This is a genomic window from Paenisporosarcina sp. TG-14 (assembly GCF_000297555.1).
Classification (GTDB): Bacteria; Bacillota; Bacilli; order Bacillales_A; family Planococcaceae; genus Paenisporosarcina; species Paenisporosarcina antarctica.
Window position 1 is genome coordinate 94,335 of the sequence record NZ_AMGD01000005.1, and the last position, 15,103, is coordinate 109,437.

General features: G+C 35.7%; 12 protein-coding genes and 1 pseudogene. 4 read left to right on the forward strand and 9 right to left on the reverse strand.

The annotated features are described in order from the left end of the window. Positions 1-2: 2 nt before the first annotated feature. Positions 3-837: pseudogene (locus C406_RS19225) on the reverse strand (ComEC/Rec2 family competence protein). Positions 838-1,171: 334 nt separating this feature from the next. Between C406_RS19225 and C406_RS0102165 the strand changes: the two are divergent. The 3 genes from C406_RS0102165 to C406_RS0102175 all read left to right on the forward strand — a co-directional run bounded on the left by C406_RS0102165 (position 1,172) and on the right by C406_RS0102175 (position 4,131). Further along, positions 1,172-2,176, forward strand: coding sequence for a DUF3231 family protein (locus C406_RS0102165; protein ID WP_017378948.1), 1,005 nt, complete (start codon positions 1,172-1,174; stop codon positions 2,174-2,176). A 491-nt stretch (positions 2,177-2,667) separates the two neighbouring features. After that, positions 2,668-3,675: a DUF3231 family protein gene (locus C406_RS0102170; RefSeq protein ID WP_036653984.1), complete on the forward strand. Its 1,008-nt coding sequence runs from the start codon at positions 2,668-2,670 to the stop codon at positions 3,673-3,675. A gap of 6 nt (positions 3,676-3,681) precedes the next feature. Beyond that, positions 3,682-4,131: a hypothetical protein gene (locus C406_RS0102175; protein WP_017378950.1), complete on the forward strand. Its 450-nt coding sequence runs from the start codon at positions 3,682-3,684 to the stop codon at positions 4,129-4,131. A gap of 157 nt (positions 4,132-4,288) precedes the next feature. On the opposite strand, the gene C406_RS20925 is transcribed toward C406_RS0102175, so the two are convergent. The 3 genes from C406_RS20925 to C406_RS19235 form a co-directional block, all read right to left on the reverse strand. After that, positions 4,289-4,426, reverse strand: coding sequence for a hypothetical protein (locus tag C406_RS20925; RefSeq protein WP_237740491.1), 138 nt, complete (start codon positions 4,424-4,426; stop codon positions 4,289-4,291). 632 nt (positions 4,427-5,058) lie between these two features. After that, positions 5,059-5,211, reverse strand: coding sequence for an aspartyl-phosphate phosphatase Spo0E family protein (locus tag C406_RS20060; RefSeq protein WP_017378952.1), 153 nt, complete (start codon positions 5,209-5,211; stop codon positions 5,059-5,061). A gap of 506 nt (positions 5,212-5,717) precedes the next feature. Beyond that, positions 5,718-6,587 (reverse strand): hypothetical protein, encoded by an 870-nt coding sequence (locus C406_RS19235; RefSeq protein ID WP_017378953.1) that lies wholly within the window; start codon positions 6,585-6,587, stop codon positions 5,718-5,720. 949 nt (positions 6,588-7,536) lie between these two features. Between C406_RS19235 and C406_RS0102195 the strand changes: the two genes are divergently transcribed. Beyond that, positions 7,537-9,471: a fructose-bisphosphatase class III gene (locus tag C406_RS0102195; RefSeq protein ID WP_017378954.1), complete on the forward strand. Its 1,935-nt coding sequence runs from the start codon at positions 7,537-7,539 to the stop codon at positions 9,469-9,471. A gap of 137 nt (positions 9,472-9,608) precedes the next feature. Here the strand turns inward: C406_RS0102195 and C406_RS0102200 are convergent, their stop codons facing one another. The 5 genes from C406_RS0102200 to C406_RS0102225 form a co-directional block, all read right to left on the reverse strand. Then, entirely contained in the window at positions 9,609-12,014 is a 2,406-nt protein-coding gene (locus C406_RS0102200; RefSeq protein WP_017378955.1) for a heavy metal translocating P-type ATPase, read from the reverse strand. Positions 12,015-12,535: 521 nt separating this feature from the next. After that, positions 12,536-12,748, reverse strand: a complete 213-nt coding sequence (copZ, locus tag C406_RS0102210; protein WP_017378957.1) for a copper chaperone CopZ — start codon at positions 12,746-12,748, stop codon at positions 12,536-12,538. 15 nt (positions 12,749-12,763) lie between these two features. Continuing rightward, complete coding sequence (locus C406_RS0102215) at positions 12,764-13,099, reverse strand: metal-sensing transcriptional repressor (protein ID WP_017378958.1); 336 nt, start codon at positions 13,097-13,099, stop codon at positions 12,764-12,766. 83 nt (positions 13,100-13,182) lie between these two features. Further along, positions 13,183-14,097 (reverse strand): plastocyanin/azurin family copper-binding protein, encoded by a 915-nt coding sequence (locus C406_RS0102220; protein ID WP_237740492.1) that lies wholly within the window; start codon positions 14,095-14,097, stop codon positions 13,183-13,185. A 201-nt stretch (positions 14,098-14,298) separates the two neighbouring features. Continuing rightward, a complete protein-coding gene (locus C406_RS0102225; protein ID WP_017378960.1) occupies positions 14,299-15,021 on the reverse strand; it encodes a ZIP family metal transporter in 723 nt (240 codons plus the stop codon). Between the last annotated feature and the right edge of the window lie 82 nt (positions 15,022-15,103).

Genomic DNA, 15,103 nt, shown 5'->3' on the forward strand with positions numbered 1-15,103 from the left:
AGTCACTTCTTTTCTGTAAGTATCGAAATTTTTGTACCATCACTAGTTACAGTAATATTGCCTTTTTTATCTGTTCGATATACTGTTGCTTTAATCGCTTTAAACCGATTAAAACCTCTGTCGTTGGATGACCATAAGCGTTTTTACCCACACTAATAATCGCATATTTGGGTTTAACTACTTTCAAGAAGTCTGCATTAGAAGACGTTTTAGCTCCATGATGTCCGGCTTTAAGTACGTCAGCTTGTAATGTTTGTTTCGTTTTGACCATATCAGTTTCTGAAGCCTTTTCAGCATCACCAGCAAAAAGGAATTTGTTTTTATTATAAGTTACATGTAAAACAGCACTCCAGTTGTTCAAATCACTTTTATTATAGTCTCTTACAGGAGCAACGAATTTTGCAGTAACGGATTTAAGTGGAAGTTTAACCCCTGCTTTCGCGGTTTTAATCGTTAATTTTTCATTTTTTACAGCAAGTAAGAAGTTTTTATAGGCTTGAGTTGTATGTGATACTTTTGGTGCATACACGGATTCAACTTTAAATGCTTTTAATACCTCATCCAAACCACCGAGATGATCAGCATCTGGGTGAGTAGCAATCATAATTTCAATATCATCTACTTTTTGTTTTTTCAAAAAAGCAATAACCTCATCCCCTTGCCCTTGTCTCCCCCATCTATTAAGACGTCTTCTCCACCTGGCATCTTAATATACGTAGCATCCCCTTGTCCTACATTAATAAAATGCACTTTCAATGTTTTTGTTGCGGCATCAGACGTACTAGGTAGCAAACCGACAGAGAGAATAATCACTAAAATGACTTTGAATAATTTCATAATTTCGCCAACTCCTTTTACTACTAATGTACTATTATTAAAATTGATTTGCACCTACATTTTTAACTAAAAAACCCAAATCACATAGCGCTGTGATTTGGGTTTTACTTTCTGGCTCGTTTGGTTAAAAAGGTGTCCAGGTATCTTTCTGAGGAATGAATACATCTGCAGGGTTATGTTCAGAAAACGTTGAATATTGAACGTTCTTACATATATTGTATCTCAAATGGCAAAAGTCCGACACTAATAATTTAGTGTCGGACTTTGTTAATAATCTAAGTGCATAATATCGACTAAAGTGACACATAATTTATATGTAAAAGGAGGTATTTAGATGGAAGATAATCATAATCCTAATTTAACATCTTCTGAAATTGGCTTGTTATGGGGACAATTTCAAAACGATACATTAGGTATTTGTACAATTTCTTATTTATTGAATACAGTAGAGGACCGAAAAATACGCTCTATTTTAGAATATGCTTTAGAGTTATCGGTAGATCATATAAGAGTGATCAAGGAAATCTTACATGCTGAACAACATCCTATTCCTATGGGTTTTACGGAGCAGGATGTAAATGTAAATGCACCGAGACTTTTTTCAGACGTCTTTATGTTGTATTATATGGCAAATATGGGTACATTGGGTCTAAACGCTTATAGTGTGGCATTACCTAATTCATCAAGAAAAGATATTAGGGATTTTTATACATCATGTTTGTATTCTTCTGCAGAGCTTTTTAATCGTTCTACCGACCTTATGTTAAACAAAGGAGTCCTGGTTCGCCCACCTTATATACCATATTCCGATCAGGTTGAGTTTGTACAAAAACAACACTTTTTAGCTGGTTGGGTTGGTGATGAAAGACAACTGACAACGGTTGAAATCTCACATTTATTTTTTAATTTGCAACGAAATGTGCTAGGGAGTTCATTATTAACAGGGTTTAGCCAAGTGGCTAGTTCAAAAAATGTTCGTCAATTTTTTGTGCGAGGGGCAGAAGTTTCGAAACATCATTGTGCAGTATTTACGAATATTTTAATTGAAGATAATTTAGTTACACCTATGACTTCGGATACCGCACCAACACTTTCAAAAGTATCTCCTTTCTCAGATAAGCTCATGACATTCCATGTCAGTGCGCTTAATGCAGCAGGTATAGGGTATTATGGCGCATCCTTAGGGGCAAGTCCAAGAAGAGATTTAGGGGCTGCCTATACCCGTTTATTAACAGAAATCGGGGAGTATGCAGAAGATGGCGCAAACATTATGATTAGTAATGGTTGGATGGAAAAACCGCCATCATCTCCAGACAGAAAAAATTTGGCTAAAGGTTAGAATAATGTGATTACACCCCAAAAAACCTATTATAAAGTTTGCACTTGCTGGCTTTGGTCAATTTTAAAACGGGAAATTGATAACAATTGACGCGTGACTCATGTTTTATCCGTGTTTGTATTTTTATTGAAGATAAACAATAATTTCAATTTAATCCTGCTAATATTGTTTCAATGGGAAGACACTGAAATTTTCAGTGTCTTTTTTATATTGCTTTTTAAATTAATCTACTTGTTATATACCACTAGTGTTGAATAAATAATCATAGAAAATTCAGTTTCAACCATTTCTATAAATGGACGATGTTGCGCAAGGGGTTATTGGGTTAGTAATACACTGAGATATGAAGAAAACGGCGACCTACCATTTACAATAGGTCGCCTTTTTTAATCTCCCTTCTCTTGAGTATTTCATTTCCCTAAGTGATTCCACCTGCAGGAATATCTAGCGGAGATTAGGACATTCTAATTTCATATCTGAGTAATGAAAGGATGGTTAAATTGAAAATAACGCATGATACTCAATTAACTTCTTCTGAAATAAGTTTTTTATGGGGAATCTATCTTGGTGATACCTTATCTATTTGTGTAAATAAGTATTTCCTGCAACATATACAAGACAAGAATATAAAAACAATCGTTGAACATACATTAAACCTATCTCAACAGCATGTTGAAATAGTACGGGGAATTTTTACAGACGAAGAAATACCAATCCCACTTGGTTTTACAGAAGAAGATGTAAATTTAAAAGCGAAACGTTTGTATTCAGATACGTTTTGTTTAAACTACGTAAAAGGCATAACTAAAGTTGGATTAGCGACTTATTCAGTTGCATTATCTTCAATTTTTCGGGAAGATATTCTTTCCTTTAACTCGCAGTGTATCGCTTCTTTAGTTGAATTAAATAATGAGACTACTCGGGTTTTGTTGGAAAAAGGATTGGCTACTCGTCCTCCATCCATACCATACCCAACAAAAGTAGAATTTGTTCATAAACAATCTTTTATCTTAGAAATGTTGGGCAAAAGACCACTTTTAGGAATTGAAGTTGCAAATTTATATACAAATATTTTAACAAATAATCTCGGTTTCTGCATGGGGGTTGGATTTGCTCAAGTAGCTGATTCGAAAGAACTACGTGATTATTTTTCAAGAGGAATTGATATTGCCTTAAAGCATGTTAAAGTGTTTGGAGATTATTTAGAAAATCAATCAATTACCATTCCTCTTCCATTGTCTAGCAATCAGGACGTAACCGATTCTACAGAATCACCTTTTTCTGATAAGTTGATGATGTATCATCTCGGATTTATAAGCGCAGGGGGTGCAGGAAACTACGGCGTATCAATTTCTACAAGTATGAGAAGTGACTTAACCGTTGATTATTCACGCTTGATAGCAGAGGTTTTAAAGTATTCTGAAGACGGACTAAACATCATGATAAAAAATGGATGGTTTGAACAGCCTCCTTTAGCATCCCATCGAGTAAAAGGGTAAAATGATATGGATGCTAAGGAAAAATTACTTTGGAGCATAGCTCTTCCTGGTTTCGGACAGTTACTTAATGGGAGGTACCTAAAAGGATTCTTCTTTATCCTATGTGAAGTAGTCATTAATGTGCAATCTAATTTAAATGAAGTAATTATGCTAAGTTTTAATGGAGAAATTGGAAAAGCGATTCAACAAACCGACTATCAATGGCTTTTGTTTTATCCTTGTCTGTACTTCTTTGCAATGTGGGATGCATTTAAAGATGCCGGAGGAGGCAAGGAACCCTATTCATTTCTTCCTTTTTTACTTTTGTCTTACTTTTTAACTATAGCTGTTATTTATTCAGCCAGATTTGAGTTATTCGGAGTATTGTTTGGCCCGGTTTGGTTTCCAATAATATGTGTTTTCCCTGGAGTTTTAATTAGTTTGATATTAAAGAAAATATTAAATATGAATAAGTGATTCCTCGCAAAACATCCGTCGAGAATAAATTAATTGGCGGTCATAAAGCAGAATAAAATCATTGTAATTAAATCTTACTGGGTTTGTTAAGTATCGATAATGATGACAAACGGTACAAAAAAACACCTTCAGCATCAATATGCAGAAGGCGTATTTTTCAAATGGGTTTAACTCCCGATGTTTTAATATAGGTTTCAACTTTTTCTTTAATCCAGTAAGGTTTACCCCCAATCATAACTGTCTCTTTAGGTAGCTTTCCTCTTTTGCGATACATGTGGATTTTTTTCACATCCATGTTGCTGCCATACTCATTCATCAGCTCGGCGAAATCCTTCTGGCTCAATAAGTCGCTAGGATCTCTGATGATTAATGATTTCTGAGTCTTCGCCAGATAGGTGTCTTCATATAAATACGTCTGTAACCTTTCCAACGCAAAAGGAATCCACTCAAGATCTACTTCCTTGTATAGGCGATTTAAATCAAAAGCTTCCCCATATTCAAAGAATCGGGCAAGGGCTGCAAGCGCTTGTTCATGCTCATCAAGAGTTTAAGCCCAACCCAATTTCTTTTTCAGGCTCAATAAGTGTCGAACTTTTCAATGGTCACTTCTACTATATAGTGAACGGCAATTTTTATAATTCAACATCAACTTCTCATACAGGTACTACCGGGATTTCTGCATTGTTCACTGCACAGTACTCGGTAGGATCAACAAGCAATTAGACTTCCAAGAAGACTCAAGTGAATCAGAAGTTGGATATCTTTCATAGCAATGACTATTTTCACTTGCTTATTACTGTGTGCTCACGTAGATAATACAAAAAATCGCAATCACACGATCGTATGGTTGCGATTTTAGTTTATATTTAGTTACTTATAGGTGTTTTTAAACCAAAAAAAAATATAAACTTAATCACCTCAATAATATCAATTTATTTCTTGGTATTGATTGAGTAATACGTCGAGTTCTTGACTACATGCTACTACATTAGCGTGCGTAAACCCAAAATGCTTTGCTCTATGGTACATAACTTTCTTTTTCAACATTATTTGCCCTAATAAGAACATTTTACTGTGCATATTTTTTATCATTCTCCTTTTCTAAAGTCCAGTATTATATTCGTAGAACATATTATATCAACATATTACTTCATTGTTCTTGTGAAAAATGTCGAATTGAGTAAAAGTGGAAAATAATTTAGATTTCTGTACTAGTCAAAACAAGAGATGAGCTTACTATATTAATCTTTCCGTCCGTAAAACCTCGATTTACATACTCAACTTGCATGCTAAGTAATACAACGCAGGTTGAAATAGAGGGTGAAATAAGGGAAATCAAAGCGTTGTTCAGAAAAATAGGAGTTACTGAACACCTTATATTTACAGTGTTTTGTTAGGGTTAACTCTCTTTCATTAATTTTCAAGAACTCGTTCAACAATCTAAGTTCAGTAACCTAAACGACACTAAGTATATATACACGATTAAAATCTAGACCATAAGAAACATAAAGGCAGCCCGTTAGCTCAATAAAAAATGCGAAGCGATGCTTAACATATCTATTCTTTCACTGTGAAGAAAACTTATTTTATTCCAAACCACTTTCAAAATTAGGATTTATTTCTTCAAACGTACGGTTATAATGTCTTTTGTTGTTAAAAGCCACCCAGTCTATTCCAACACAAGGTGTAATATCCCCATCGATAACATTAGAATCAATAAAACTTAGGTGTTTCAATTTAGGTAATTCACTAACGAATTTTAAGTTTTTTATGTCACCACAACTAGATAAATGGAGAGTTTTTAACTCTTTTAAGCAAGCAACATAACTATGATTTTCAATTTTTCTACAATGTTCGAACGTAATGCTCTGTAAGGTTTTTGAATTGTTCTCGACTTCATCAATATACTTAAAGTTTCTTAAATAACATATCTCCAATTTAACTAACTTTATAAATGCCCTACTTCCCTTTAAGGAGGTAACATTACCTTGTATTATAGACAACTCCTGTAATTGTTTAAGATTTATTAAACCCTCTAGATTTTTAGATTCCGGTTTATATTTCCAAATTATCAGGCTGATTAAATTTACACAAGTTTCTATTTTCTTCACATGTTTATTGTGTTCAATATACAATTCTTCAAGTGTATTTGAAAAAACAGACAAGTCTAATTCCTTTTTAGGCTCGTCAAATGAAAGTATCTTTAAATTTTTTAGTGAATAAAGTTTGGAATGATCTATGATTAAAGAATCATTAATATTAACTTCCTCTATATGCGGGCACTTTTCCAGAAAGTTAACATCAGTCTGATGGTAATAGAGACCGTTAAGTCCAATAGATTTTATCTGATTATAATTAATATAGGTTATGTAAGATTCAAGTTTTTTATCGTCAATTACTATTGTTTTCCTTTCTTTTTCATAAAATCTAAACCCATCTTGATAAAAAAACCCCAATTAATATCACTCCTTAAATTCTTTTTATATATAATTTAGCTCATTTTAAGAAATAAATTATTCAACTAAACTCCTCGTTGTATCGCATATACACACTAGGTTGACATAACATCACAATTGGGAAGTAACCAACTAGGTTCATTAAAAAAACATGTAAAAGGAAGCCTGTTGTTCAACTAAAACACTAGTTCAATTCTCGTTAAATTACTTTATTTATACTTTTTGTGTTAAATACTTTTGAGTATTTTCGCGAACAAATATAGCTAAATCTTCAGGAATGTATGCTATCTCTTTAATGTCCAACCATTTTCCAAGAGATAATTAACTAAAATCCAACCAACATAATATCCTTCTCGTTCAATATTTGTTGTGCCTATTCCAATGTATAATTGATCATTATTTCAGGTGTTTCATGTGCTTGGAACCCGATTTTCTATTTCAATTTTCAAACTATTATACTCCCCCATCTAATTCTTGCTAGAACTATTTTATCTTTTATACGAATACAATTGAAAATAGTTCCAAATTACATATTACTTCCTATTCAGTGCGATATGAATCCGTTAGTTGAACATGAAACTGGATGATCCTTCCTTCAAACATCGATTCATTTGCTGAACCGGGTTGTAAAGTGCATGAGTTTTGTTACATGGAGGTTATATTAAAGAGCTTTTGATAAATTCATAAATTAGGAATTAATGTTAATATAAATAAGATAATAAAAGTTTTCTATTTAAACTAACAGACCCTCTGATAGGATAAGTCTCGTATAGAAATCTCCTGTTATAATAAAATATAATTGAAGGTCTAACTTACGCAACTAAAGATTACTTAGATAATGTAGAAATACACTTTGAATAGTTAGTAGAAGAGCGATTTTTTACACAAGAAGATAAGAAGTTTTCTTCATATAAAAGAATAAAAACCAACATTAAAAAGGGGGTACCTCATGTTAAATTTAAAATACTTAGATTTGTTAGCGCAAAAATATAACAGTGAAGAAAAAGTGGTCACTGAAATCATTAATCTTGAAGCCATTCTGAATTTGCCTAAGGGAACGGAACATTTTGTGAGTGATTTACACGGCGAGTACCAGGCATTTCAGCATGTGCTGCGGAATGGTTCCGGAAATGTAAAAGTGAAAATCAGAGACCTTTTCAAAGATGAATTGCATGAAAATGAGCTAAATGAATTTGCGACATTCGTTTATTATCCAGAGGAGAAATTACAGTTAATAAAAAGCAATTTTAGCAGTAAAAAGGAATTGCAAGAATGGTACATAGTAATGATCGAGCGTATGATGAAGCTTGTCTCATACGCTTCTTCCAAGAATACACGTTCGAAATTACGTAGAGCTTTGCCTACACAATTTGTTTATATTATTGAAGAGTTATTGTATAAGACGGACGAGCTCAAAAACAAGAAAGATTATTATACTAAAATGGTCGAGAAAATTATTTCCCTTGGCCAAGCTGATAAACTGATTATTGGTCTTGCTTATACCACTCAGCGATTGGTTGTGGACCATCTTCATGTTGTAGGGGATATTTATGACCGAGGTCCCGCTCCTCACAAAATTGTCGATACGCTCATCAATTATCATTCCGTTGATATTCAGTGGGGGAACCATGATGTCCTATGGTTAGGTGCTTTTGCCGGTTCTAAGGTATGTCTGGCGAATATCATCCGGATATGCGCCCGCTACAATAATTTAGATATTATTGAAGATGTGTATGGAATCAATCTGAGGCCGCTTCTGAACCTTGCAGAAAAATACTATGATGACAATCCGGTTTTTCGCCCAAAGAGAATTTCAAATGAAAAACTAACCGAGCAAGAACAGCTGCAAATTACCAAAATTCATCAAGCCATTTCCATCATTCAGTTTAAGCTGGAAAGCCCGATCATCAAAAGACGCCCGTGCTTTGATATGTCGGATCGGCTCTTGCTTGAGAAAATAAATTACGACAAAAACGAAGCGACACTTCACGGGAAAACGTATCCGCTTGAGAACATTTGTTTTGCGACGATCAATCCGGAGAAGCCTGAAGAATTGTTAGAAGAAGAAAAACAAGTCATGGATAAATTGTTGTTTTCTGTCCAGCATTCAGAAAAACTAGCCAGACATATGAATTTTCTAATGAAAAAAGGTAGTCTTTATTTGAAATATAACGGGAATTTATTGATACATGGCTGCATTCCGCTAGATGAAATCGGAAATATGAAAAAAATGGAGATTGAGGGTAAAACGTATGCTGGCCGTGAGTTGCTGGATGTCTTCGAGCGTTTTCTCCGATATGCCTTTGCCCATCCCGAAGAAACAGATGACTTTGCGACCGATATGGTGTGGTACCTATGGACAGGAGAAAATTCCTCCCTCTTTGGAAAAAGAGAGATGACAACCTTTGAGCGGTACTTTATTAAAGAAAAAGAAACGCATAAGGAAAGGAAAAATCCTTATTACTATTTGCGCGAAGATGAGGGAATATGCCGTAAGATGCTCGCTGAATTTGATTTGAATCCCAAACTTGGCCGTATTATCAATGGGCATACGCCGGTGAAAGAAATTGATGGAGAAAATCCGATTAAAGCGAATGGGAAGATGATAGTTATCGATGGCGGTTTTTCCAAAGCTTATCAATCAACAACAGGGATAGCGGGATACACGCTATTGTACAATTCCTATGGCATGGAGCTGGTCGCCCATCAGCTTTTTATTTCAAAAGAAGAAGTTTTAAGCAATGAAACCGATGTATTGTCTGTAAAAAGATTGGTGGACGAAGAGCTGAAGAGAAAAAAGGTGAGAGAAACGAATATCGGCGAGGGATTATTACAGGAAATCTCTAATTTGAATAGTCTGATGGAGCATCGTTATATGAAGTGATATCTGTACTTCCCTTCAATAATGATGGCTCAAAGACTTCGCCTGCTTTTGAATTATAATAAGTAGCGATCAAATTATACTTGCTTATTCATTTAAAAAACAAGCATCCTAGGATGCTTGTTTTTTTCTATCATTATTTACTTGGTCATTTTTGCACGTTGTAAACGTAACGCATTCAAAACAACCGATACCGAGCTAAATGCCATGGCTGCTCCCGCTAGCCAAGGAGCCAAAAATCCTGCAGCTGCAATAGGTATCCCTACTGCATTGTAGGCTAAAGCCCAAAATAAGTTTTGTTTAATATTACGTACAGTCAATCGACTCATTTGAATTGCATCAACCGCACGCATTAAATCCCCTTGCATCAAGGTTATATCTGCCGCTTCCATCGCAACGGCTGTGCCTGTCCCCATTGCCATACCAACATCTGCTGTTGCTAAAGCAGGTGCATCATTAAGTCCGTCACCTGCCATTGCCACTCGTCGACCTTGCGCTTTTAACTTCGCCACAACATTCGCTTTTTCTGCTGGTAAAACGCCAGCGAATACTTCGTCTATGCCAACTTGTGCTGCAATTGCACGTGCAGTACCCTCTTGATCTCCTGTTAACATCACCACATGTAATCCTAATTTTTTCATTTCTAATATAGCTGCTTCTGAAGAATCTTTTACTGTGTCTGCAACCGCAATTAACCCTGCGTAAGTCCCATCTACAGCCATGAACATAACGGTTTTACCTTGAGATTCTAAATCATCCGCAATCGTTTGACCCAATATTACATGTTCCTCATTCATTAATTTCCGTGTTCCAATGAGAACATTTTGACCATCCACGACTGAACGGATACCATGTCCCGGAATAGCTTCAAATGATTCCACTGGCAGTTTTGCATTTTCTCCATACGTAGTAATCGCTGTAGAAACAGGATGTTCCGATTGACTTTCTGCTGACGCTGCAAGCGAAACAATGCGGTTGCGTTCAAACCCTTCAACCACTTCAAATTCAGTTACTTGCGGTCGACCATTGGTGATTGTTCCCGTTTTATCTAACACAATCGTGTCGATGTGTTTTGTATTTTCCATAGCTTCGGCAGTCTTAAACAACACACCAAGTTCTGCAGCACGACCAGATCCAGCCATAATAGAAGTAGGAGTTGCTAAGCCAAGTGCACAAGGACAAGCGATTACAAGCACAGCAATTGTACTTTCTAACGCACTTGCAAAATCACCTGGAGAAAAAATGAAATACCATCCGATAAACGTAAGGACTGCAATACCCACAACGATTGGCACGAAAATCCCTGAAATTTGATCAGCTAGTCGTTGAATAGGAGCTTTTGAGCCCTGTGCTTCTTCAACTACACGGATAATATTTGATAGAACCGTATCTTTACCAATACCCTGAGCTTTCACACGCAATATGCCATTTGCATTAACGGTTGCTGCATAAACCACGTCACCAGTGGATTTATCTACTGGCAAGCTCTCTCCAGTTAACATTGATTCATCTACTGCAGAATTACCTGAGACGACTTCTGCGTCAACAGGGATGGATGAACCTGGTTTTATCATCAAGACGTCTCCAATACGGACGTCATCTATTGGTATTTCTTGTGTAGTGCCATCTCGCTCTACAAATGCCATTTTAGGTTGGAGCTTCATTAGCTTTTGAATAGCATCTGAAGTACGACCCTTTGCTCGTGCTTCAAACACTTTACCCAGAATAATCAAGGTGATTAACACTGCACTCGTTTCAAAATATAACCCAACACTATGAGTGCCCATATGTTCCAAATTTGTTAACACAAGATACACACTATAAAAATAAGCAGCGGATGTACCTAAAGCAACTAGTACATCCATATTGGCACTTTTATTTCGTAGGGCAAAATAAGCACCTTTATAAAAGGTCCATCCTATCCAAAACTGGACTGGAGTTGCAAGTGCCCATTGTACAAAGGGGTTCATTAAAAACTCTGGCACATACATCCACACCGTAAACGAGAAGTGGGACACCATTGTCCATAAAAGCGGAAGAGATAATAACGCGGAAATTAAAAATAGTCGAGTTTTCTTTTTAATTTCCACTTTACGGTGATCCACTTTTTCTCCGTGCTGTTCATTTTTAAATTCAGCATTGTAACCGAGTAATTGAACTTTCTTTATTAAATCACTTGATGACAAAACACTAGGATCAAAAGACACATGACCTGTTTCCAAAGCCAAATTGACCGTTGCATTTTGAACTCCCTCCATGCGATTAAGACCTTTTTCAATTCGTGTGGAACAAGCTGCACATGTCATTCCTATTATATTTAAATCTATTTCTTCCTTTACTACGTCATATCCAAGAGTTCTGATTTTATCTTGTAATGATGCCATATTCGTTTGATCTGCGTTAAACGAGACATTGGCTTTCTCAGTTGCAAAATTAACCGTTGCATCTGTGACGCCTTCCATTCGTTGTAATCCTTTTTCTATTCGATTCGCACAAGCCGCACACGTCATTCCGGTTATGGCTATATCCGTCTTTTTTTCAGTCATTTCACTTCACTCCCTCCATACCTTATAGGGGTATATATCAATTTTAAGAAAAACCGGGCAAAGTACGCCCGGTCCTTTTAAGAAGAGTAACCATAGTAGCCTGTTGATTTCCGCTACGGTGGACGCTTTTCGCGGGCATGGCTTCAGTCTCCTCGTCACTGCAAAAACATGTGCTCCTGCGGGGTCTTCAGTTCATGCTATTTCCGCAGAAGTCGCCACCTGCGCTTCAATCAACTAATATAGATGCCAACTACGATTATAGGTTGGTTCTATCTCTAACTTAACTTAGAATCATTCGTGTCTTAGCAATAAGCAATTGATAGATTTTCTTGTTGCTTACTTACTCACTTCATAGATTGTAGTGGAAGGCGGCGACTCCAGCGGGACAGGTGAGACCCCGCAGATCGCGAAGCGACCGAGGAGGCTCACCGCCCGCCCCGCGGAAAGCGTCCGCCTGAAACGGAAATCAACACTATTAATGAATTTAAAAAAATACTGCGATCTACGCAGCACTTTTCTTATTAAGCCCCTACAGTGTATCCTTGATCTTCAATTGTATCTGTAATCTTTTGAACATCTACTTTATTGCTATTAAATTCCACATCTACTGTCCCATTATTTAATTCAACATTCACTTTTTCCACACCGTTCATTGCACCTACGCTATTTTCAATTGATTTCACGCAATGTCCGCAAGACATTCCTTGTACTTGCAAAGTAACTTGATTAGTCATTTTGTTTTCCTCCTTTTATTTTTTCATTAATTTTTGAATGGTTACTAATAATTCATCGAGAATTTCTTCATCGCCTTCAGCTAATCGGTCAACTACACAGCCCTTTAAATGCCCTTGTAAAAGAACTTTTGCTACACTATTTAATGCAGACTGAGTAGCAGAAAGTTGCGTAATAATATCATCACAATACACATCTTTATCTACCATACCCTTAATTCCTCGAACTTGACCTTCAATACGGTTTAATCGATGAACTAAATCTGTTTTTACCGATTCAGGATGATTACTTTTTCTACAAGATGCATTAGAGACTACAGGTTTAATCATTGTTTCTTTTGTTGTATTATCCATTAAACCCGCCTCCAATCTTGATTACGTTCATCATAACGTACCTATAGGGGGTATGTAAAGTAGAATGATTATAATAAAATTCTCTATTTTACTACTAACTGACCGACCATCCCGTTCTCTCGATGCCCAGGTAATGTACAATAAAATGTATATGTTCCAACTTCATTCATAGACAATGTTAGTTCACTTGTCATCTGGGGTTGTGCATGCAAATGAATCATGTTGTGATCTATCTTATGGTGATTAGATTCACGTATCATAGTAAATGCCGAAGTTTTAATTTCAATGTCATGGTCTATTTGATCCGAATTTTTTAATTGCAATGTAAAGGTACTATTTTTTTCCACAACAATATCTTGTGGTGAGTACTTCATACCAGCAGTTTCAATAACAATCGTTTGAATTTCTTTTTGCTTTTCAGATGTAGCTTGTATAGATTGTTTGTGATTATGAGGAATAGAAGGTTCTATCTCCTTGTTTAATGAATTCCCTAAAACTATAACCCCACCAACTAACAAAAAGGTTAATACGGGCTTAAAAAACCAACTCTTATTCTGAATTAGTGCCAAGTTCGGTGTGGATAGTATAATCAATAAAAATAACGTACATACAGATAGAACTAAAAAAATCTTTATAAATACAATTGCTTGTTCAACTGCAATCATTTCTCCTAACATCGCACCCATCATACCGCCCATCAAACCAGCCATAAACCCTTCTAGCAGTGACAGTAGACCAAAACAAATTCCACATAATGCACCTGCTAGTATACCGATAGCCATTCCTACAATTGTAGAAAAAAATAAATCCCCTTGATATACAGTACCTAACGACACACCAGCCGTTAATCCAACATTCATCCCTAGGAACATGGACATAATCATACCGGTCATGTGTGGGAAATTAGCTTTCCGTTTGAGACTTAATAGGATGGATATAAGTGTAACAACACTAATTAATACTAAAGCATACACATGAAAATCACTCAATAATAGCACCACCTTTTCGGTACATGCTATGTTTAAAGAAGGTAACAAATGCCTCTTACAAAATAACACTCAGAGATCCTTTAGCGGAAATGAATAATTCCCCCCTTTCTACCCAGTATTTCAAAAGGACAAGAAGCAAAAAAACAGAAAATCCACTAAATCTTTGTGGACTTTCTGTTTTTAATTTAGCTGTATAAATTTGAACCAACTTTAGATAAAAACGAAATACGCTCCTATGCAACAAAAACCAATAGCAGCTAAGAGAAAAACACGAATGGAAGTCGATGCTTTTATTGAGTCGGTTAATATTTCTTTTACCGTTACCATATAAATCATTCCAATTGACATACTGATAAAAACAGACCAGAAAAAGGGATTGTCAATATGTAATGTACTTCCAAAATAAGCACCCAAACCTACTGGTAATGCAACTATAATTGAAAAAAAAACCAACGTCCAAATTCCTAATCCAGCCATAAATAAAGGTGTAAATACAATGATTCCTTCTGGAATATTGTGAAGGAATATCGTTTTAAGGATAGAAAGACTTAAAGTGGCCTCCTGATTTGAACCTAATATAATCCCTATTGGCAGGTTATGAAATGTAATGAAAATCATCAGCATCATGCCGGTGTATAATGAAGAACGTTTTGCTCCACTTTTAGCAGGAACGAGTAAAACCTTAAATGATTTATGTATAAACTGGTATATGACTACTCCTATTAAAATACCAAATGAAAAAGTAATCCAATTGCCTAGCTTTATTGCCTCAGGGGCAACTTCAAAACTTATTAATCCTAGAATTAAACCTGCACAAATACTATAAACTGCATCGGTTTGCTTCTGAACTCCTTTTAAAAACATGGCAATTATTCCACCGATACCAAAACCTAAAGTTGTAAACACAGTTCCAACAACCCAAATTGAAGACATATTAATCACCCTTATGATGTTTGTCTCTATGTTTATATGGGTTGAGGAGCTTAATTATGAAGAAATATTTACAACTACTTAA

What these genes read in the sequence shown, in the direction of transcription:
- C406_RS0102165 (WP_017378948.1), top strand. Translation starts at nt 1,172, where the DNA reads ATGGAAGATAATCATAATCCTAATTTAACATCTTCTGAAATTGGCTTG.
- C406_RS0102170 (WP_036653984.1), top strand. Translation starts at nt 2,668, where the DNA reads ATGGTTAAATTGAAAATAACGCATGATACTCAATTAACTTCTTCTGAA.
- C406_RS0102175 (WP_017378950.1), top strand. Translation starts at nt 3,682, where the DNA reads ATGGATGCTAAGGAAAAATTACTTTGGAGCATAGCTCTTCCTGGTTTC.
- C406_RS20925 (WP_237740491.1), bottom strand. Translation starts at nt 4,426, where the DNA reads ATGGATGTGAAAAAAATCCACATGTATCGCAAAAGAGGAAAGCTACCT.
- C406_RS20060 (WP_017378952.1), bottom strand. Translation starts at nt 5,211, where the DNA reads ATGCACAGTAAAATGTTCTTATTAGGGCAAATAATGTTGAAAAAGAAA.
- C406_RS0102195 (WP_017378954.1), top strand. Translation starts at nt 7,537, where the DNA reads ATGTTAAATTTAAAATACTTAGATTTGTTAGCGCAAAAATATAACAGT.
- C406_RS0102200 (WP_017378955.1), bottom strand. Translation starts at nt 12,014, where the DNA reads ATGACTGAAAAAAAGACGGATATAGCCATAACCGGAATGACGTGTGCG.
- copZ (WP_017378957.1), bottom strand. Translation starts at nt 12,748, where the DNA reads ATGACTAATCAAGTTACTTTGCAAGTACAAGGAATGTCTTGCGGACAT.
- C406_RS0102215 (WP_017378958.1), bottom strand. Translation starts at nt 13,099, where the DNA reads ATGGATAATACAACAAAAGAAACAATGATTAAACCTGTAGTCTCTAAT.
- C406_RS0102225 (WP_017378960.1), bottom strand. Translation starts at nt 15,021, where the DNA reads ATGTCTTCAATTTGGGTTGTTGGAACTGTGTTTACAACTTTAGGTTTT.